Origin of the sequence: Salmonella sp. SAL4457 (assembly GCF_046548235.1) — a bacterium.
GTDB classification, from domain to species: Bacteria; Pseudomonadota; Gammaproteobacteria; order Enterobacterales; family Enterobacteriaceae; genus Salmonella; species Salmonella enterica.
In genome coordinates this window covers 400,832-421,565 of sequence record NZ_JBGDZO010000002.1, presented here as the reverse complement: position 1 = coordinate 421,565, position 20,734 = coordinate 400,832, and the positions used below count along the sequence as shown (strand labels likewise).

The window sequence follows — 20,734 nt, the reverse complement described above, 5'->3', positions numbered from 1 at the left end:
TTTAGGATCTGTAAGCCGGATAAGGCGCTCGCCGCCATCCGGCTTTTGTTGCCTGATGGCGCTTCGCTTATCAGGCCTACGGATAGCGCTATTTCGCAATGCTCGCCTCCCCCCGCCGTGAATGTTACCCTACGCGCAGGTTTGTAAGGGAGAACACCGTGGCTGCTCATCTGCTTATCGTCGACGCGCTCAATTTGATTCGCCGTATTCACGCCGTTCAGGGATCGCCCTGTGTGGAAACCTGCCAACACGCGCTCGATCAATTGATTATCCACAGCCAGCCAACCCATGCCGTAGCGGTATTTGATGACGACGCGCGCAGCAGCGGCTGGCGTCACCAGCGTTTGCCGGACTACAAAGCAGGACGTCCGCCGATGCCTGACGATTTACATAATGAAATGCCCGCCCTACGCGCCGCGTTTGAACAGCGCGGCGTACGCTGTTGGGCATCAGACGGTAACGAAGCGGACGATCTGGCGGCGACGCTGGCGCTAAAAGTTACCGAAGCCGGACACCAGGCAACCATTGTGTCAACCGATAAAGGCTATTGCCAGTTGCTCTCTCCGGGATTGCGCATTCGCGACTACTTCCAGAAACGCTGGCTGGACGCGCCGTTTATTGAAAAAGAGTTTGGCGTACTCCCCCGGCAGTTGCCGGATTACTGGGGTCTGGCAGGAATCAGTAGTTCGAAAGTCCCCGGCGTTGCCGGTATCGGCCCTAAAAGCGCGACCCAGCTGTTGGTTCAGTTTCAAAATCTGGAGGGAATTTACGCCCATCTGGACGAGGTGCCGGAAAAGTGGCGCAAAAAGCTTGAGACGCATAGAGAAATGGCATTTCTCTGCCGCGATATTGCACGTCTGCAAACCGATTTACATATCGACGGAAACTTACAGCAGCTACGGCTGGCGCGGTAGTTTTGTTGCCGGATGGCGGCGTGAACGCCTTATCCGGCCTACAGAACTGCACGAAATGTAGAGCGGATAAGCGCAGCGCCATCCGGCAAAATTACCAGGCGGTATGATACAGTTCGACAATGTCCGCCAGACTCGCTTCACGCGGATTGCCGCCCGTACAGACATCATCGAACGCCGCCTGCGCCAGCGCCGGGATATCCTCTTTTCGAACGCCGACATCACGCAAATGCAGCGGAATTCCCACATCGCGATTTAGCGTAAATACGGCTTCCACTGCGGCATTACGCGCCTCTTCAAGACTCAATCCTTCTACCTTCACCCCCATCGCCCGGGCGATATCACGGAATTTCTCGTTGGTAGACCCGGCATTGAAACGCATCACATGCGGAAGCAAAATAGCATTCGCGACGCCATGCGGCGTGTTGTAAAACGCGCCCAGCGGATGCGCCATCCCATGCACCAGCCCCAGCCCCACATTGGAAAACCCCATCCCGGCAACGTATTGCCCCAGCGCCATCGCCTCACCGGCCTCTTTTTCTCCGGCTACGGCGCCGCGCAGCGCGCCAGCAATAATCTCAATGGCTTTGATATGTAATGCATCCGTCAGCGCCCATGCGGCCCGGGTAATATAGCCTTCAATAGCATGGGTTAGCGCATCCACGCCCGTTGCCGCTTTCAGCGCGGGCGGCATACCGTCCATCATATCGGCATCGATAAATGCCGCCTGCGGAATATCATGTGGATCGACACAAACGAATTTGCGCCGTTTCTCTTCATCGGTAATCACATAATTGATAGTGACTTCCGCCGCGGTTCCCGCCGTTGTCGGGATCGCCATAATCGGCACGCTGGGTTTACGGGTCGGCGATAGCCCTTCCAGACTGCGCACATCGGCAAATTCCGGATTGTTACTGATAATACCGATCGCTTTGCAGGTATCCTGCGGAGAACCGCCGCCAATGGCGATGAGATAGTCCGCGCCGCTTTGGGTAAAGACCTTAAGCCCTTCCTGGACAACGGAAATCGTAGGATTAGGGATCACGCCCGCATAGATCTCCCACGCCAGCTCTGCGGCATCCATTCTGCTTGTCACTTTATCGACCACACCGCATTGCACCAGCGTTTTATCGGTAACAATCAGCGCTTTATGATAACCGCGGCGCGTCACCTCATCGGTTAATGCGTCCACCGCTCCCCGGCCAAACCATGCCGTTTCATTCAGAATCATTCTGTTCGCCATCGCCTGTCTCCTGACATCACTCTTCAATACGTAATCCGTAAGTTTTAAATTTCTCCAGTACGATAGCGATCGCCTCGTCATCCAGTACCGGTACCGGATCGACAATGGCCAGCGTACTTAAATAGAGCTGCGCCAGCACTTCCACTTCATGCGCCAGCCACAACGCTTTGTCTAAATTTTCTTCACAAGCGATAAGCCCGTGATGCTGTAACAGCGTCGCTTTACGATTTTTAAGCGCCACGGCAACATGGTCAGAAAGTTCGCGGGTGCCAAAAGTGGCGTAGGGCGCGCAGGGAATAGAGTTTCCACCCGCGGCGGCAATCATGTAGTGAATCGCCGGAATCGGGCGATTCAGGATCGAGACTGCCGTACAATGGACAGCGTGGTTATGTACCACAGCATTGGCGTCAGGGCGCGTCTGGTATGCCGCCATATGAAAACGCCACTCGCTGGAAGGCAGCTTGCCCTGCTCATGCTGACCGTCAGCATCAATAAAGACAATGTGCGACTCTGTCAGCTTCTCGTAGGGGATCCCCGTCGGCGTAATCAGCAATCCGCCCTGATAACGTACGCTCACGTTACCTGCCGTCCCCTGATTTAACCCTAACCGCGTCATTTCCAGACAGGTATCAATAATCTGCCGCGCCAGTCTATTTCGTTCCATTATTTACCTCTCTCTGTGATTCAAAATGAGACAACAAAACCGCCTTTCGCATCGCGCTGCTGTCCTGTTGAAATAATCGAATAGTTAGCAACTATCATCATACTGAATAAAGAGAAGGGAATTTAAATAACGATATTTTGTGATTCACATCAATTAATTCGCCACGATAAACCAGACGACTACCGTTTCTCTCGCCGATAAATGCCCGCTCTTAATAATATTTTTTAAAACGGGCAAAAATGAAGAATAAGTTACTACTGCCCGTTTTCGTGGCAATAATTTAATTCGGGCATTCAGTCTGTGGTTTTTTAAATTAAACATCTCAAACGGTCATTTTTTTATGAAAATTAAAGTGATGATAATCACAGAACGCTCTGCTCTCAGGTATAAATGTGACCGCCATCATATTAAAAGGCCTTTTTTATTTGAAAATGAATCCATGAGTTCATTCCGGACGCCAATTTATTACCGGTAAGAAAAGCGAACTCACCTAATTTTACGGTCTGGTGACCAGAACCGACCGCACGCAAAAGCTTCTGAACCGATGAGGATGCTATGGGAAACACAACAATACAAACGCAGAGTTTTCGTGCTGTGGATGCAGAGCAAAGCAAGAGCAAGCGCTACATTATTCCATTCGCCTTACTTTGCTCGCTATTTTTTCTGTGGGCCGTCGCCAATAATCTGAATGACATTTTATTACCGCAGTTTCAACAAGCTTTTACGCTAACTAACTTTCAGGCCGGACTTATTCAGTCAGCCTTTTATTTCGGTTATTTCGTCATTCCAATTCCTGCTGGGATTTTGATGAAAAAACTCAGTTATAAAGCAGGGATTATCACCGGGCTTTTTTTGTATGCTGTTGGCGCCGCATTATTCTGGCCTGCCGCCGAGATAATGAATTACACATTGTTTTTAATTGGCCTGTTTATCATCGCCGCCGGTTTAGGTTGCCTTGAAACTGCAGCCAACCCTTTTGTTACGGTATTAGGTCCAGAAAGCGGCGGACATTTCCGGCTTAATCTGGCGCAAACTTTTAACTCCTTTGGCGCTATTATCGCCGTTGTGTTTGGGCAAAGTCTTATTTTGTCTAACGTGCCGCATCAATCGCAAGAAGCGCTTGATAAAATGACGCCGGATCAGCTTAGCGCCTATAAACACAGCCTGGTGTTATCGGTACAAACGCCATACATGATTATCGTCGCCATCGTATTAGTAGTTGCGCTGCTGATTATGCTGACCAAATTTCCGGCCCTGCAAAGTGACGATCATAGCGATGCTAAACAAAGCTCTTTCTTATCTTCTCTCTCCCGACTCATCCGTATCCGCCACTGGCGCTGGGCGGTGCTGGCGCAGTTCTGCTACGTGGGGGCGCAAACCGCCTGCTGGAGCTATCTGATCCGCTACGCCATTGAGGAGATCCCTGGAATGACGCCCGGTTTCGCCGCCAACTACCTGACCGGCACGATGGTGTGCTTCTTTATCGGCCGTTTCACCGGGACCTGGCTTATCAGCCGCTTCGCGCCGCATAAAGTGCTGGCCGCCTACGCCCTGTTTGCCATGCTCCTGTGTCTGATTTCCGCCTTTAGCGGCGGACATATCGGCCTGCTGGCGCTGACGTTGTGTAGCGCATTTATGTCAATCCAGTACCCGACCATCTTCTCGCTGGGTATCAAAAATCTGGGACAGGACACTAAGTACGGCTCGTCTTTTATCGTCATGACCATCATTGGCGGCGGTATTGTCACGCCAGTAATGGGCTTCGTTAGCGACGCCGCAGGCAAAATCCCGACCGCCGAACTGGTTCCGGCATTGTGCTTTGCCGTCATCTTCATTTTTGCCCGTTTCCGTTCACAAGCGGCGACAAACTGAACATTTATCCGAATAACGTGAGGAATCTGTCATGAAAAAAATCAGCTTACCGAAAATCGGTATCCGCCCGGTGATTGATGGACGTCGTATGGGCGTACGCGAGTCGCTCGAAGAACAAACCATGAACATGGCGAAAGCGACGGCGGCGCTCATCACCGAGAAAATCCGCCACGCCTGCGGGGCTCAGGTGGAGTGCGTCATTGCGGATACCTGTATTGCCGGAATGGCGGAATCCGCCGCCTGTGAAGAAAAATTCAGCAGCCAAAACGTGGGCGTGACCATTACCGTTACGCCATGCTGGTGCTATGGCAGCGAAACCATTGATATGGACCCGATGCGTCCAAAAGCCATCTGGGGCTTTAACGGCACAGAGCGTCCTGGGGCGGTTTACCTTGCCGCGGCGCTGGCGGCGCACAGCCAGAAAGGCATTCCGGCGTTCTCCATTTATGGCCATGACGTGCAGGATGCCGACGATACCTCCATTCCCGCCGACGTCGAAGAAAAACTGCTGCGTTTTGCGCGGGCAGGGTTAGCGGTAGCCAGCATGAAAGGCAAAAGCTACCTCTCCGTCGGCGGCGTGTCGATGGGGATCGCGGGTTCCATTGTCGATCATAACTTCTTTGAGTCCTGGCTGGGCATGAAGGTGCAAGCGGTAGATATGACCGAACTGCGCCGCCGTATCGATCAAAAAATTTATGATGAGGCCGAACTGGAGATAGCGCTGGCGTGGGCGGATAAAAACTTCCGCTACGGCGAAGATCAGAACGCCTCGCAGTATAAGCGCAATGAAGCCCAGAACCGCGCGGTGTTAAAAGAGAGCCTGCTGATGGCGATGTGTATTCGCGACATGATGCAGGGCAACAAGACGCTGGCGGACAAAGGGTTAGTTGAAGAATCGCTGGGCTACAACGCCATTGCCGCCGGCTTTCAGGGCCAGCGCCACTGGACCGATCAATACCCGAATGGCGATACCGCCGAAGCGCTGCTCAATAGCTCTTTTGACTGGAACGGCGTACGCGAACCGTTTGTCGTCGCCACCGAAAATGACAGTCTGAACGGCGTAGCGATGCTGTTTGGCCATCAACTCACTGGTACCGCGCAGATATTCGCCGACGTGCGAACCTACTGGTCGCCGGAAGCCGTAGAACGCGTCACCGGCCAGGCGCTCAGCGGCCTGGCGGAACACGGCATTATTCACCTGATTAATTCCGGTTCTGCCGCTCTGGACGGTGCCTGTAAACAGCGCGACAGCGAAGGCAAGCCGACCATGAAACCACACTGGGAAATCAGCCAACAAGAGGCGGATGCGTGTCTGGCGGCCACCGAATGGTGCCCGGCGATTCACGAATACTTCCGCGGCGGCGGCTACTCATCCCGTTTCCTGACCGAAGGCGGCGTGCCATTCACCATGACCCGCGTGAATATCATCAAAGGCCTGGGACCAGTACTGCAAATCGCCGAGGGCTGGAGCGTCGAACTGCCGAAAGCGATGCACGATCAGCTTGATGCCCGCACCAACTCTACCTGGCCTACCACCTGGTTTGCGCCGCGTCTTACCGGCAAAGGCCCGTTTACCGATGTCTATTCGGTGATGGCGAACTGGGGCGCTAACCACGGCGTACTCACCATCGGCCATGTAGGGGCGGATTTTATTACTCTCGCCGCAATGCTGCGTATCCCGGTATGTATGCACAACGTGGAGGAGGCGAAGATCTACCGTCCTTCCGCCTGGGCGGCTCACGGTATGGATATCGAAGGCCAGGATTATCGCGCCTGCCAGAATTATGGCCCGCTGTATAAACGTTAATGCGGCTTAGCCCGGTGGCGCAGGCTTACCGGGCCTACGGGCGCGTGAACCGTAGGCCGGATAAGCGTAGCGCCATCAGGCGGCGTTTATGGAGTTATCTATGAAACAAGACGTTATCCTGGTTCTCGACTGCGGTGCGACTAACGTTCGGGCGATCGCCGTTGATCGCCAGGGGAAAATTGTCGCCCGCGCCTCAACCGCTAACGCCAGCGACATTGCCGCAGAAAATAGCGCCTGGCATCAGTGGTCGCTGGACGCCATCCTGCAACGTTTCGCCGACTGCTGCAGGTCACTCTCCAGCGCCCTGTCGGAGTGTGTTGTTCGCGGTATTACGGTGACTACTTTCGGCGTCGATGGCGCGCTGGTCGATGCGCAGGGTAAGCTGCTCTACCCGGTCATCAGTTGGAAATGCCCGCGAACCGCTGCCGTGATGGAAACGATTGAGCGCTTTATCTCGCCCCGGCAATTGCAGACGCTCTCCGGCGTCGGCGCGTTCAGCTTTAACACGCTGTATAAACTGGTCTGGCTTAAAGAGAATCATCCGCGCCTGCTGGAACAAGCTCACTGCTGGCTGTTTATCTCGTCGCTGATTAACCACCGTCTGACCGGTGAGTTTACGACCGATATCACTATGGCAGGCACCAGCCAACTACTGGATATCCATCAGCGCGACTTTAGTCCGGAAATCCTGCAGGCGACGGGCCTGGCGCGCCGCCTGTTCCCGCGTATCGTGGAAGCGGGCGCCCCGATAGGCACGCTACAGACAGACGCGGCCAGGCTACTCGGTCTCCCGGCGGGTGTGCCGGTGATCTCTGCCGGACACGATACTCAGTTCGCGTTATTCGGCGCTGGCGCGCAGCAAGGTGAACCAGTGCTCTCCTCCGGAACCTGGGAGATTCTGATGGTGCGCAGCGGTCAGGTGGATACCTCGCTGCTCAGTCAGTATCCGGGCTCGACCTGTGAACTGGACAGTCAGTCGGGGCTTTATAACCCCGGAATGCAGTGGCTGGCCTCCGGCGTACTCGAATGGGTACGAAAACTGCTGTGGACGCCGGAAACGCCATGGCAAACGCTGATCGACGAAGCGCGCGCTATTCCCGCTGGCGCGGAAGGCGTACGGATGCAGTGCGATCTGCTCGCCTGCCAAAATGCAGGCTGGCAGGGCGTGACGCTCAATACCACCCGCGGCCATTTCTATCGCGCCGCGCTGGAAGGCCTGACGGCGCAACTTCAGCGTAATCTGCGCACGCTGGAGAAAATCGGTCATTTTAACGCCACAGAACTGTTACTGGTTGGCGGCGGCAGTCGCAACGCTTTATGGAATCAAATTAAAGCGAATCAGCTTGCTATCCCTATCAAGGTGCTGGACGACGCGGAAACCACCGTGGCCGGCGCTGCCATGTTTGGCTGGTACGGCGTAGGCGAATTTAGTAGCCCGGAGCAGGCGCGCGCGCAGGTCAATTATCAGTATCGCTATTTCTGGCCGCAAACCGAACCCGAAATTATTGAGGGAGTATGAAATGCTAAAAACCATTTCACCGTTAATTTCCCCGACACTGCTCAAAGTGCTGGCCGAGATGGGCCACGGGGACGAAATCATTTTTTCCGACGCTCACTTTCCCGCGCATAGCCTGGGCCCACAGGTGATTCGCGCCGATGGTCTTAGCGTCAGCGATCTACTGCGGGCAATTATTCCGCTCTTTGAGCTGGATAGCTACGCCCCGCCGCTGGTAATGATGGCCGCCGTGGAAGGCGACACGCTCGACCCCAGCGTTGAAGCGCGCTATCGCGATGCTTTGTCATTAGAAGCGCCGTGCCCGGATATCGTTCGTATCGACCGTTATGCGTTTTATGAGCGGGCGCAAAAAGCGTTTGCGATCGTTATCACAGGTGAGTGCGCGAAGTACGGAAATATTCTTTTAAAAAAAGGGGTAACGCCGTAATCTCTTGCCGGTGCGCCCGCATGACGCGGGCGTTCATCGAATGATGGGGTGAGAAAAATGAAAGCGGCACGCCAACAAGCGATAGTCGATCTGCTGATCAATCATAAAAGTCTGACCACCGAAGCGCTGGCCACCCGGCTTAACGTCAGTAAAGAGACCATCCGCCGCGATCTCAGTGAACTACAGACGCAGGGAAAAGTGCTGCGTAATCACGGACGAGCTAAATATATTCATCGTGAAAATCAGGACAGCGGCGATCCATTCCATATCCGCCTGAAAAGCCATTATGCGCACAAAGCCGATATTGCCCGTGAAGCGTTAGCGTGGATAGAAGAAGGAATGACGATTGCGCTGGATGCCAGTTCAACCTGCTGGTATCTGGCCCGCCAGTTGCCGGATATTCCCATTCAGGTTTTTACCAATAGCCATCCTATCTGTCAGGAGCTGGGAAAACGCGAACGCATTGCGCTGATAAGTTCCGGCGGCCAGCTTGAACGTAAATATGGCTGTTATGTTAATCCGTCGCTTATCTCACAGCTAAAATCGCTTGATATCGATCTGTTCATCTTTTCCTGTGAGGGGATCGACGGCGGCGGCGATCTGTGGGACTCCAATGCGATCAACGCCGATTTTAAATCTATCCTGCTCAGGCGCGCCTCGCAGTCTTTATTATTGATTGATAAAAGTAAATTTAATCGTTCAGGAGAGGCGCGCATCGGCCATCTGGATGACGTGACGCATATTGTTTCAGATGCGCCGCAATCGTAGACCGGATAAGCGTGCGTCATCCGGCGCTGATGACGCGCCGGACGACGGCAACGCGTTTTTATCGCTCGTCGCGACGTCCGCCAACAGCCGCCCACAACCGACGCACGTGTACCGTCACTTCTTCGCGATCGTGATAAAGCTGACGCGCCTGGATCTGCGCATTAACGCCGTGCTCATCCAACTGCGCCTGAAGATACGCCAGGTTATGCGACACCTCTTCATAGCGTTTTTTCATCGGCAGTTTAAGGTTAAAAATCGTCTCCCGACACCAGCCGTTCACCAGCCACTGCGCCATTAACGCGGTGACTTTGGCCGGCTTCTCCACCATATCGCAGACCATCCATGAAATATTATTCCGGTTCGGACGGTACCTGAAGCCATCCTCACGCAACCAGGTCACCTGTCCGGTGTCCATCAGGCTTTGCGCCATCGGGCCGTTATCTACGGAGTAGACCCACATATTGCGCTTCACTAACTGGTACGTCCATCCGCCGGGACAGGCGCCCAAATCCACCGCATACATGCCGTTCGCCAGACGTTCATCCCACTCATCTTCCGGGATGAAAACGTGGAGCGCCTCTTCCAGTTTCAGCGTTGAGCGGCTCGGCGCATCAGACGGAAACTTCAAACGCGGGATGCCCATATAAAACGGTGAATTGTTATGCGCGAACGAATAACCGGTATAGCAGCATCCTGGCGCGATAAAAAAGACATGAACGACCGGACGCTTCGACGTTTCATAATTCGTCAATACGCCCGCATCACGCAAAGCGGCGCGCAGCGGCACCGTAAATTTGCGGCAGAACTTCATCAGTTCTTTACTTTCATTGGTGTCGGCGACTTCAACTCGCAGCTCGCCGCCCTTTTCCACTACGCCCTGCAACATGCCGACAATCGGCGTGATTCTGTCTTCCGGCGGTAAATGTTGCAGCAGTTCACCCACCACAAACCACTGGCGGGCGAAAATCAACGAACTGAACGGCAGTTCTGAAATCAGCTTTTCGCCATCTTCCGGCTGGTAGCATTCATAAATGACATAGCCTGCGTTCTCTTTTACGCGTGCAAAACCAAATATTTCCCGTTTTCCCGCTTTATCGGTAATTTCTGCAGCGCACTCTTTTTCAAACCCCGGACGGCAGAGCAATACAACTTTATTCATGGCTCGCGCCCTTACGTTTCATACGAATGGCGCCAATCAGCAATAGCGCCCAGCCCACCAGGAAACTGACGCCGCCGACAGGCGTGATATACGCCCACAGGCGCAGATGCGAAAGCGCAAGGCAGTACAGGCTGCCGCTAAACAGCACCGTGCCCAGCGCCAGAAAAACGCTGCTCCAGTAAAACCAGATGCTGATACGGCGCTGCATCGCCACCGCCAGGCCAAAGATCGCCAGCGTATGGAACGCCTGATATTGCAGGCCGGTCTGAATCCAGCCCATTTCAACCACGCCCAGGGTTTTACTCAAAACATGCGCCCCGAACGCGCCCAGAGCAACGTAAATAAAACCGCTGATAGCGGCGACAATCAGCATAAAACGGCTGGTCATGGTCATACCCTAAGTTAATTATTGTTCGTAACGAAAACGGAATTTTTCTTGCTCCGTCGCCGCCTTCGCCAAAATCCACTGACGGAAGGCGGCTATTTTACCCAGTTCTGCCTGGCTGTCATGACAAACCAGATAAAAAGCATTCTTACTCACCAGAACATCGTTAAATGGACACACCAGTCGCCCGGCTTCAATTTCCGACTGCGCCATAACATTATTCGCCAGCGCGATCCCCTGTCCGTGAATAGCGGCCTGTAGCACCATCGCGCTGTGGCTAAATATCGGCCCTTGCTGAACGTTAATATGGTTGAGCCCTAACTGACGAGTATAGGCCTGCCAGTCACGCCGGGAGGCATCGTGCAATAGCGTGTGTTTCGCCAGATCTTCCGGCGTTTTTAACGGTTTTTCGCCTGTGAGTAATAAAGGAGAACAGACGGGCAGTAAATATTCTGCGTATAATTTTTCGACGCGCAAGCCCGGCCAGTTTCCCCGGCCATAAAAAATCGCGACATCGACATCGTCTGCCAGTTTATCTTCCTGACGGTCAACGGCTTGTATCCGAACGTCAATTCCCGGATAAGCTGAGTTAAAGCTGGAGAGCCTGGGCACCAGCCACTGGATGGCAAAACTGGGCGGTAAACTCACCGTCAGCGCCCCTTTGGCACTGCGCGCCTGGAGCTTACGCGTTGCTTCCGTGAGCTGGGAAAATATCTCTTTAATGTCGAGAAAATAGCTTTGGCCTTCTTCCGTCAGCAGCAGCGAACGATTGCGGCGGCGGAACAGTTTTAGCCCCAAAAAATCCTCAAGTGACTTAATTTGGTGGCTTACTGCGGCCTGCGTCACAAAAAGTTCTTCCGCTGCTCGCGTAAAGCTCAAATGGCGCGCGGCAGCATCAAAAACGCGTAACGCATTTAAAGGAGGTAATCGTTTTGACATGGCCTCTGGACTTAATGTCGAATGAATTTAACAAATAGGTAACAACATGTAACCTATTAGTTTTTTTAATCTGAGACATTATAAATTGTCCGTTGAGGTTCTACCAGCAAATACCTATAGTGGCGGCACTTCCTGAGCCGGAACGAAAAGTTTTATCGGAATGCGTGTTCTGATGGGCTTTTGGCTTACGGTTGTGATGTTGTGTTGTTGTGTTTGCAATTGGTCTGCGATTCAGACCACGGTAGCGAGACTACCCTTTTTCACTTCCTGTACATTTACCCTGTCTGTCCATAGTGATTAATGTAGCACCGCCATATTGCGGTGCTTTTTTTTGTATAACAAACGGTTAGTTTTCCAGAGCCACCATCTCTTTCACGTCAGTACGATTGATCTGCTGTTTGTTGCCATTAGCGTCTTTATACGAAATCATACCGGTATCGTTATCGGTCTGGGGTTTACCGTCGGTCACAATGCTACGTCCATCATTGGTGTGCATAACGTAATTAGGACCGGAACAGGCGCTCAGGGCAAAAGTCAGCATACATGCAGAGATAATTGCGGCAGTCTTTTTCATCTTCTTCTCCTTAAAGCTGTTTGTGCTATTTAAAGCGGACTCCGTAACAGGCTTAAACATTCGCCTAACATTATTCAGCATAACCTCCTTTACATAATTCGCCAGGATATACAGACGATTCCGATGGTTAGGACAAACCTTGTATCAGCCGCGCTTTTACGCCACGATCGGTAAACTGAACCGAGGAATATCATGAACGCTTTTAATCCCACGCAGTTTCGCGCGCAGTTTCCCGCGCTAGCCGATGCGGGTGTTTATCTCGATAGCGCCGCCACGGCATTAAAGCCACAGGCAGTCATTGACGCCACGCACCAGTTTTATTGTTTGAGCGCCGGTAACGTTCATCGTAGCCAGTTTGCGCAGGCGCAGCGCCTGACGGCGCAATATGAAGCGGCCAGAGCAAAAGCGGCGCGACTGTTAAACGCGCCCGATGAAAAAAGTATCGTCTGGACACGCGGCACCACCGAAGCGATCAACATGGTGGCGCAGTGTTACGCCCGTCCTCGTCTGCGCCCCGGCGATGAAATTATCGTTAGCGTCGCCGAGCATCACGCCAACCTTGTGCCCTGGCTGATGGTGGCGCAACAAACCGGCGCGCAGGTCATAAAACTGCCGCTTAATGACCGACGTCTTCCTGATGTTGAGCGTCTGCCGGAACTGATCACGTCGCGCAGCCGCATTCTGGCGCTGGGGCAAATGTCGAACGTAACGGGCGGCTGTCCGGATCTCGCAAGCGCTATCAGCACCGCTCACGCAGCGGGAATGGTCGTGATGGTAGATGGCGCGCAAGGCGCGGTACACTTCCCGGCGGATGTTCAGCAGCTTGATATCGATTTTTATGCTTTTTCCGCTCACAAACTGTATGGCCCGACCGGTATCGGCGTGCTGTACGGTAAGCCGGAGCTTCTTGAGGCGATGTCGCCCTGGCTCGGCGGCGGCAAGATGATCCGTGACGTTAGCTTTGAAGGCTTCACCACTCAAAGCGCTCCCTGGAAGCTGGAAGCGGGGACGCCGAACGTCGCCGGGGTCATCGGCCTGAGCGCTGCGCTGGAATGGCTGTCCGATATCGATATTGAACAGGCCGAAAACTGGAGCCGGGGGCTGGCGACGCTGGCGGAAGACGCACTGGCGAAACGCCCGGGCTTTCGTTCGTTCCGCTGCCAGGACTCCAGCCTGCTGGCCTTTGATTTTGTCGGCGTGCACCACGGCGATATGGTGACGCTGCTGGCGGAATACGGTATTGCGCTCCGGGCCGGGCAACATTGCGCCCAGCCATTGCTGGCGGAACTTGGCGTCACAGGGACTCTGCGCGCCTCTTTTGCGCCGTATAATACCCAACATGATGTGGATGCGTTGGTTAACGCCGTTGACCGCGCGCTGGAACTGCTGGTGGATTAATGACAAACCCTCTTTATACCGGACACCCGTTCGGCACAACGGTAACGGAAGAGACGTTACGCGCTATCTTTCTCCCGCTGACCCAGTGGGAGGATAAATATCGTCAGTTGATTCTGTTAGGAAAACAGCTCCCCGCTCTGCCGGATGAATGCAAAGCGCAGGCGAAGGAGATAGCCGGCTGCGAGAATCGTGTCTGGCTGGGTTTCACCCGATCAGATAACGGAACAATGCACTTTTTCGGCGACAGTGAGGGGCGGATTGTCCGCGGCCTGCTGGCGGTATTGCTCACCGCAGTGGAAGGAAAAAACGCCGCCGAATTACAGGCTCGTTCACCGCTGGCGCTGTTTGATGAGCTGGGTTTACGCGCCCAGCTTAGCGCCTCACGCAGTCAGGGGCTGAACGCGCTGAGCGAAGCGATTGTTGCCGCAACGCATAAGCGTTGAAATAGCGTAAATATCCTGTCGCCTGACAGTGCCGTCCGCGGCGGTCAGGCGATGCAGATAAAATAATCCAGTCACTTTATTAGTTTCGGCGTCAGATTTCCCTGATAAACATTCTTTTGATTTTTATCAGCTATCACAATGAAATTACAATGTTAGAATCCATGTTAAAACGGCGTGAAGATTTTAGAGTAAATAAAGCCACTCGATGTAGCGTAGCAGGTGAACTGGAAAATTCATACGTATCGGGTGAAGTTATAACAGGATATGGATAAGTGGAAAAATATCTGCGTAGCGGTACCATGTTTGTGGTACTGGCATTTATATTATGGGGGTTAACACCTTTATATTATCAATATTTATCAGGGGGAAATCTCGCACAAATATTGATATACCGGGTGTTCTGGTCAATTCCATTATTACTGGCAGTAAGATTGTTATTTCGGCAGCGAACGCGATTTCATGATGCCTGGAAAGATAAAAAATCTTTTTTCTTCTGCATGATCGCCGGACTTTTGATGATTGTCTCATGGTCATCTTTTATTTATGCGCTAACCCATCATCTGGTACTTGATGCCAGCCTCGGCTATTTTATCAACCCGCTATTTGTTATTGCGCTGGGATGCATTTTTCTTAAAGAAAAACTGTCGTTGTTTCAGGCCATCGCCGTTTTTTCCGGTGTCTGCGGCCTGACTTTTCAAATTATCATGCTACGGCATTTCCCGGCGCTGGCGCTAACCATGGGATTATCATTTGCGCTATATGGCCTGGCGCGAAAGTTTATACATTATGATGTGATGACATCGATAACGATTGAAACATTATGGGCATTGCCTGTCTCACTATTAATTTTTCTCTTTAGCGATACCGGACCACTTATATCCGCTAATACTCCTTTCTTTTTGTATGTCATGACGGCGCCAGTGACGATCATTCCACTGGTATTATTTGCCATCGCGTTAAATCACACCTCGTTGATTGTCACCGGACTGGCGCAATATATAGAGCCGTCTTTACAGTTCTTACTTGCCATTATGATATTTGGCGAGCACATTAATTACGCGGAACTGCTCTGCTTTTGTGCAGTATGGTTCGGGTTGTTTCTATGCATATCTGAAAATTTATATTCCCATTATCTCCGCGCCCGTCTGAAACCGGTGTTCGGCAGGGTACAGCGCTTCTTTCGCTAACGAAGGGCGCAGGGCCGGATACGCGTCTGCGTGACACTCCGCCCCGTCCTTTTATTCTTGTCGCGCCGCTTTAGCCATGATCTTCTTCAGCGCATGGGAAACGGCGACAAAACCGAACGTTGCCGTAACCATCGTCGCCGCGCCGAAGCCAGAGGCGCAATCCATCCGTTTTGGCCCTTCTGCGGTAGATTTCATCGCGCATACGGAACCGTCCGCCTGTGGGTAAACCAGCGCTTCGGTGGAAAAAACACAGTCCACGCCCAGCTTACCTTTACTGTTCTTCACTACGCCAAAATTATGTTTCAATCTCTCACGCAGTTTTGCCGCCAGCGGATCCTGGATGGTTTTCGCCAAATCAGCGACCTGGATTTGCGTCGGATCGATCTGCCCGCCCGCGCCGCCAGTGGTCACTAAAGGAACCTTATATCGGCGACAGTACGCAATCAGCGCGGCTTTTGGACGAACGCTGTCAATGGCGTCAATGACATAGGTAAAACCCGCGCTCATATAACCCGCCACATTATCCGGCGTGATGAAATCATCGATAACCGTTACCCGGCACTCCGGGTTAATTTGCCGAATCCGTTCGGCCATCACTTCCGCTTTCGCCAACCCGACGTTATCACGCAACGCATGGATCTGACGGTTCGTATTGGTCACGCAGACATCGTCCATATCAATCAGCGTAATCGCGCCGATGCCCGTACGCGCCAGCGCCTCTGCCGCCCATGATCCCACCCCGCCGATTCCTACGACGCAGATATGCGCCTCAGCAAACCGCTGCAGCGCTTTTTCACCGTACAGACGCGCGGTGCCGCCAAAGCGTTGGCGCCAGGCATCACTTATCACCACTGACATATGACCTCAGAATAAAAAAAGGTGAGGTTATTCCTCACCCCTGCTCACTATTTTCAGGCCCGATAGCGATCGCGTTATCGGGCAATCCGGTTGTCGCAGAATACCACAATCAGCCGCTAAACACGTTACCGGCGCCCGGCGCGCTTTTTAACACCCAGACGCGACCATAGTGATTATACCATCCGGCACGATGCCCGGCATCCGGGCCAATTCCCTGGTAAATATCAAAGTGCTGGCCTTTAATCGCTCCGCCGACATCCAGTGCGACCATCAAACGTAGCTCATACTGACCGCTAAATTTACCGTTGTTATCCAGCAACGGTACTTCCGCCAACAAGGTCGTGCCAGGCGGAATGATGCTGCGGTCGGAGGCGACGGATGCTCGCCCAATCAGCGGTACAGCGCTGGCACCTTTGACCGGCGCAAAAGATTGCGGCTTAAAGAAGACGAACGACGGGTTCTGCTCCAGTAATTCACGCACTTCCGCTTCGCTGTGCTTCTCTCCCCATTCGCGTATAGCCTGCATCGACATATCTTCTTTTTTCACTTCACCGCGATCGATAAGCACTTTACCAATACTGCGATAAGGCCAGCCATTTTTACCGGCATAACTAAAGAAGTTCAGCGGACTACCATCACCGAAATCAATATAACCGCTGCCCTGGACATCCATAATAAAGTTATCCATCAGCGAATTACTCCAGGCCAGGATGTACTTATCGCTCAGCGCGCCTGCGTAGATCTGGGCGCGGGACGGTAAGCGCCCGCGTTTTGGCGGCATACTATAGATAGGGTACTGGAACGCGCCCTGGCGCGTATGGCGAGCCTGAACGACGGGCGTATAGTAGCCCGTGAACTGGACGTTACCGTAGTTGTCGGTGCCTTCCATCTGCCAGGCATCGATACCAAACTGGCGCATAGTGCGCGTATCGCCTCCGGAACGTAACCAGTTCTGGACAGCGTTATAGACGTTGCTTTGATTGGTGTATAAACGCGGCGACGCGGAACGGATCTGGTCGACCTGCTCGGCAAAGTCACCAGCATTAATCGGCGCACCCACTGCGTCCGGCTGGTTTACCAGGGAGAAGGGCTGGGTAAATTTCCCGTCCTTATATTGCTGACCGCGATCGGTCGGTTTTGATGAACAGGCAGCCAGCATTGCCAGCATTACGCCTGTCGCCACATATTTTGCCCAACGTCCTTTCATGGTGTCTCGTCTTCTGCGTAATCGAAAGTGCCCGGTGAAGATAACAAACCGTCCGAAGTAATGAAATGCGATCGCGATCTCATTATGTAAATTCGTTTAAAAATCGCGCTATCTGCGGTGTATTTGCGCAATTCATGAGAAATTAGCGATTTATATGAAAAAAGGGTTGCAACAAAAGCTCAGCGGAGTATAGTGCGCATCCACGGACGCGGGGTGGAGCAGCCTGGTAGCTCGTCGGGCTCATAACCCGAAGGTCGTCGGTTCAAATCCGGCCCCCGCAACCAATTACAATGAGAATGCAAGTTTAGACGGACGCGGGGTGGAGCAGCCTGGTAGCTCGTCGGGCTCATAACCCGAAGGTCGTCGGTTCAAATCCGGCCCCCGCAACCAACTTAATGAACACCCTTACGGGTGTTTTTTTGTATCTGTCGTCTGGTCCGCAACGACAGTGCGGGCAGCATCCTACTTACCCGCGCAATAAACTCGCCGTCATCTCAGGTTAACTTCTTCTCGCCAGCGTCGCCCCATCGGCAAAATACGCTTTAATGCCCGCCAGAATCGACTCTGCGACCTGTTGCTGGAACGTCGCGGTCTTGAGCTTGCGTTCTTCTTCAATGTTACTGATAAACGCCGTCTCGACCAGAATAGACGGAATATCGGGCGCCTTTAACACCGCAAACCCCGCCTGCTCGACCTTGTTTTTATGCAGGTCATTAATTTTACCAAGCTGCTTCAACACCGCTTTACCGAATTTCAAACTATCGGCAATGGTCAGCGATTGCACCATATCGAACATCGTATGGTCGACATAACGGTCACCGCTTTTGCTCACGCCGCCAATTAAGTCCGAGGCGTTCTGCGTTTGCGCCAGATATTTCGCCGCAGTACTGGTGGCGCCTTTGGTCGATAGCGCGAATACGGATGAACCGCTAGGCTGCCGGCTGGTGAAGGCATCCGCATGAATAGAGACAAACAGGTCGGCGCGCTGTTTCTGCGCTTTCGCCACCCGGACTTTTAACGGAATGAAGATGTCTTCATTGCGCGTCATATAGACCTTCATGTTGCCTTCTTTTTCGATCAACGCGCGCAGGCGGCGGGCTATCTGGAGCACCACGTCTTTTTCACGTGTTTTGTATTTGCCTATCGCGCCGGGGTCTTCGCCGCCGTGTCCCGGATCAAGCATAATGACAATGGGACGATCGCGCCCCGCTTTACCGGGCTGCGGCCCGCTTTGCGAAGGCGGCACCTGTTTATCCAGATCGCCTTTATTGTAGTCTTCCAGCAGCGCCAGCAGCGGATCCTGCATATCCTGCGCATTGGCAGGATAAAGATCCATCACCAGACGTTCTTTAAAGCCTGCCACAGGCGCCAGCGCAAATAGCTGCGGCTTCACGTTTTGTTTTAGCTCAAAGACCATACGCACAGTCTTAGGATCAAACTGCCCTACCCTTGCGGATTTGATATACGGATCGTCGCTGCGAATCTGCGCGCCAATGCCTTTAAGCACCGAGTTCAGATTCACATCCTCAATATCTACTACCACGCGGTCCGGGTTACTTAAGGCAAATTGTTTATATTTCAGCAGACGATTCGACTCTACCGTGACGCGGGTATAGCTGGACGCAGGCCAGATACGCACCGCAACGACCTGGCTTACGGCAGCCAGCCCGACCTGGCTCACGCTTAATAGCCACATGGCGCCCGCGCCTTGTAGTAAACGGCGACGGCTGATTGCTGAATTGGCTCCCGACATGCTTCTCCCGAGCAAAAACTAAATAGAGATCATACAAAGTTCATCCAAATTGACCGGAAACTTTAGCGAATGACGCATAATCTGTCATCTATAAAAGGGTAAACATTCTTTTTATATTCACGGCATTACTAAGAAAAGTGATCGGACCGCATAAAATTTACGCTTGCACAGAGGGCAAAAACAGAATAAAAATACACTAATTTCGAATAATAATTCAATAGTGGGGCGCGCAATGATAAAGGAACGTAAAACCGAACTGGTAGAAGGGTTTCGCCATTCAGTTCCCTATATCAACACCCATCGCGGAAAAACCTTTGTCATTATGCTCGGCGGCGAAGCCATTGAGCATGACAATTTTTCCAGCATCGTTAGCGATATCGGGCTACTGCATAGCCTCGGTATTCGCCTTGTCGTGGTGTATGGCGCGCGACCGCAAATCGACGCCAATCTGGCCGCGCATCATCATGAACCGATTTACCACAAAAACACGCGGGTGACGGACGCCAAAGCACTGGAGCTGGTGAAACAGGCCGCCGGTTTACTCCAGCTTGATATTACCGCCCGTCTGTCGATGAGTCTGAACAATACGCCGTTGCAGGGCGCGCACATTAATGTCGTCAGTGGCAATTTCACCATTGCGCAGCCGCTGGGCATTGATGATGGCGTGGACTACTGTCATAGCGGCCGTATCCGGCGCATTGATGAAGATGCGATCAACCGCCAGTTGGATAACGGCGCGATCGTTCTGATGGGGCCGGTCGCCGTCTCAGTGACCGGCGAAAGTTTTAATCTGACCTCAGAAGAGATTGCCACTCAACTCGCCGTTAAACTGAAAGCGGAAAAAATGATCGGTTTCTGTTCTTCTCAGGGCGTTACCAATAGCGAGGGCGGCATCATTTCTGAACTCTTCCCGAATGAAGCACAGGCGCGGGTGGAAGAGTTGGAAGCGCAGGGCGATTACAACTCCGGAACCGTACGTTTTTTGCGCGGCGCGGTAAAAGCCTGTCGTAGCGGCGTTCGTCGTTGCCATCTGATCAGCTATCAGGAAGATGGCTCGCTATTACAGGAATTGTTCTCGCGTGATGGTATCGGTACGCAGATCGTCATGGAGAGCGCCGAGCAGATCCGCCGCGCTACCATCAACGATATTGGCGGTATTCTGGAGCTTATCCGCCCACTGGAACAGCAGGGCATTCTGGTACGCCGTTCCCGTGAACAACTGGAGATGGAGATCGATAAATTTACCATTATTCAGCGCGATAATATGACTATCGCCTGCGCGGCGCTGTATCCTTTTGTGGAAGAGAAAATAGGCGAAATGGCCTGCGTAGCGGTACATCCGGATTATCGCAGCTCATCGCGTGGAGAAGTGCTTCTGGAGCGGGTTGCCGCCCAGGCACGGCAAATGGGGCTGCGTAAATTGTTTGTGTTGACGACGCGCAGTATTCACTGGTTCCAGGAGCGCGGTTTTACGCCTGTCGATATTGAGTTACTGCCTGAGAGCAAGAAAAAAATGTATAACTATCAGCGACGTTCAAAGGTGCTGATGGCAGATTTAGGATAACAAGGGGGGCCTGATGGCGCTACGCTTATCAGGCCTACGCTCGAAAGCATCATTTGGAG

The 20,734-nt window shown here is 52.9% G+C and carries 19 protein-coding genes and 2 tRNA genes; 12 read left to right on the top strand and 9 right to left on the bottom strand.

The features are described 5' to 3' along the window. Positions 1-158: 158 nt before the first annotated feature. A complete protein-coding gene (gene xni / locus ACLJNW_RS09625) occupies positions 159-914 on the top strand; it encodes a flap endonuclease Xni (RefSeq protein WP_023194889.1) in 756 nt (251 codons plus the stop codon). 91 nt (positions 915-1,005) lie between these two features. Here xni and fucO read toward each other — a convergent pair whose 3' ends face one another. Then, complete coding sequence (gene fucO, locus ACLJNW_RS09620; protein ID WP_023204724.1) at positions 1,006-2,154, bottom strand: lactaldehyde reductase; 1,149 nt, start codon at positions 2,152-2,154, stop codon at positions 1,006-1,008. A 16-nt stretch (positions 2,155-2,170) separates the two neighbouring features. Continuing rightward, positions 2,171-2,818: an L-fuculose-phosphate aldolase gene (gene fucA / locus ACLJNW_RS09615; RefSeq protein ID WP_000440819.1), complete on the bottom strand. Its 648-nt coding sequence runs from the start codon at positions 2,816-2,818 to the stop codon at positions 2,171-2,173. Between the two features lie 555 nt (positions 2,819-3,373). Here fucA and fucP point away from each other — a divergent pair. The 5 genes from fucP (at position 3,374) to fucR (ending at position 9,208) form a co-directional block, all read left to right on the top strand. Further along, positions 3,374-4,690 carry an L-fucose:H+ symporter permease gene (fucP, locus tag ACLJNW_RS09610; RefSeq protein ID WP_000528622.1) on the top strand — a complete coding sequence of 439 codons (1,317 nt, stop codon included), beginning with the start codon at positions 3,374-3,376 and terminating at the stop codon, positions 4,688-4,690. A gap of 31 nt (positions 4,691-4,721) precedes the next feature. Then, positions 4,722-6,497, top strand: a complete 1,776-nt coding sequence (fucI, locus tag ACLJNW_RS09605; protein ID WP_023204017.1) for an L-fucose isomerase — start codon at positions 4,722-4,724, stop codon at positions 6,495-6,497. 100 nt (positions 6,498-6,597) lie between these two features. After that, positions 6,598-8,016, top strand: a complete 1,419-nt coding sequence (gene fucK / locus ACLJNW_RS09600) for an L-fuculokinase (protein WP_023204016.1) — start codon at positions 6,598-6,600, stop codon at positions 8,014-8,016. Between the two features lies 1 nt (position 8,017). Then, positions 8,018-8,440, top strand: a complete 423-nt coding sequence (gene fucU, locus ACLJNW_RS09595) for an L-fucose mutarotase (protein ID WP_000920848.1) — start codon at positions 8,018-8,020, stop codon at positions 8,438-8,440. A gap of 57 nt (positions 8,441-8,497) precedes the next feature. Continuing rightward, on the top strand, positions 8,498-9,208 hold the full coding sequence (fucR, locus tag ACLJNW_RS09590; RefSeq protein WP_000642330.1) for an L-fucose operon activator: 711 nt from the start codon (positions 8,498-8,500) through the stop codon (positions 9,206-9,208). A gap of 58 nt (positions 9,209-9,266) precedes the next feature. Here fucR and rlmM read toward each other — a convergent pair whose 3' ends face one another. The 4 genes from rlmM to ACLJNW_RS09570 all read right to left on the bottom strand — a co-directional run bounded on the left by rlmM (position 9,267) and on the right by ACLJNW_RS09570 (position 12,265). Further along, a complete protein-coding gene (rlmM, locus tag ACLJNW_RS09585; RefSeq protein ID WP_023204015.1) occupies positions 9,267-10,367 on the bottom strand; it encodes a 23S rRNA (cytidine(2498)-2'-O)-methyltransferase RlmM in 1,101 nt (366 codons plus the stop codon). Then, entirely contained in the window at positions 10,360-10,755 is a 396-nt protein-coding gene (locus ACLJNW_RS09580; protein ID WP_000203913.1) for a DUF423 domain-containing protein, read from the bottom strand. Before ACLJNW_RS09580 ends, rlmM begins: the two co-directional genes overlap by 8 nt. A gap of 18 nt (positions 10,756-10,773) precedes the next feature. Continuing rightward, a complete protein-coding gene (gene gcvA, locus ACLJNW_RS09575) occupies positions 10,774-11,691 on the bottom strand; it encodes a glycine cleavage system transcriptional regulator GcvA (RefSeq protein WP_000044409.1) in 918 nt (305 codons plus the stop codon). A 346-nt stretch (positions 11,692-12,037) separates the two neighbouring features. Further along, on the bottom strand, positions 12,038-12,265 hold the full coding sequence (locus ACLJNW_RS09570) for a YgdI/YgdR family lipoprotein (protein WP_000750393.1): 228 nt from the start codon (positions 12,263-12,265) through the stop codon (positions 12,038-12,040). 192 nt (positions 12,266-12,457) lie between these two features. On the opposite strand from ACLJNW_RS09570, the gene csdA reads away from it, so the two are divergent. The 3 genes from csdA (at position 12,458) to rarD (ending at position 15,293) form a co-directional block, all read left to right on the top strand. Continuing rightward, a complete protein-coding gene (csdA, locus tag ACLJNW_RS09565) occupies positions 12,458-13,663 on the top strand; it encodes a cysteine desulfurase CsdA (protein WP_000991056.1) in 1,206 nt (401 codons plus the stop codon). Next, complete coding sequence (csdE, locus tag ACLJNW_RS09560) at positions 13,663-14,106, top strand: cysteine desulfurase sulfur acceptor subunit CsdE (protein ID WP_000184199.1); 444 nt, start codon at positions 13,663-13,665, stop codon at positions 14,104-14,106. Before csdA ends, csdE begins: the two co-directional genes overlap by 1 nt. Positions 14,107-14,405: 299 nt before the next feature. After that, positions 14,406-15,293, top strand: a complete 888-nt coding sequence (gene rarD, locus ACLJNW_RS09555; RefSeq protein WP_077905375.1) for an EamA family transporter RarD — start codon at positions 14,406-14,408, stop codon at positions 15,291-15,293. Positions 15,294-15,344: 51 nt separating this feature from the next. Here rarD and tcdA read toward each other — a convergent pair whose 3' ends face one another. Together tcdA and mltA are read right to left on the bottom strand one after the other, a co-directional pair. After that, the gene (gene tcdA, locus ACLJNW_RS09550) at positions 15,345-16,151 is read right to left on the bottom strand and encodes a tRNA cyclic N6-threonylcarbamoyladenosine(37) synthase TcdA (RefSeq protein ID WP_023204013.1); all 807 of its coding nucleotides are present in this window, start codon (positions 16,149-16,151) and stop codon (positions 15,345-15,347) included. Positions 16,152-16,260: 109 nt separating this feature from the next. Beyond that, entirely contained in the window at positions 16,261-17,358 is a 1,098-nt protein-coding gene (gene mltA, locus ACLJNW_RS09545; RefSeq protein ID WP_000678621.1) for a murein transglycosylase A, read from the bottom strand. A gap of 207 nt (positions 17,359-17,565) precedes the next feature. Here mltA and ACLJNW_RS09540 point away from each other — a divergent pair. Next, positions 17,566-17,642, top strand: a tRNA-Met gene (locus ACLJNW_RS09540). A 29-nt stretch (positions 17,643-17,671) separates the two neighbouring features. After that, a tRNA-Met gene (locus tag ACLJNW_RS09535) sits at positions 17,672-17,748 on the top strand. 109 nt (positions 17,749-17,857) lie between these two features. On the opposite strand, the gene amiC is transcribed toward ACLJNW_RS09535, so the two are convergent. Beyond that, positions 17,858-19,111 (bottom strand): N-acetylmuramoyl-L-alanine amidase AmiC, encoded by a 1,254-nt coding sequence (gene amiC, locus ACLJNW_RS09530; RefSeq protein WP_000011919.1) that lies wholly within the window; start codon positions 19,109-19,111, stop codon positions 17,858-17,860. A 232-nt stretch (positions 19,112-19,343) separates the two neighbouring features. Between amiC and argA the strand changes: the two genes are divergently transcribed. Beyond that, positions 19,344-20,675, top strand: a complete 1,332-nt coding sequence (gene argA / locus ACLJNW_RS09525; protein WP_023204012.1) for an amino-acid N-acetyltransferase — start codon at positions 19,344-19,346, stop codon at positions 20,673-20,675. Positions 20,676-20,734: the final 59 nt, after the last annotated feature.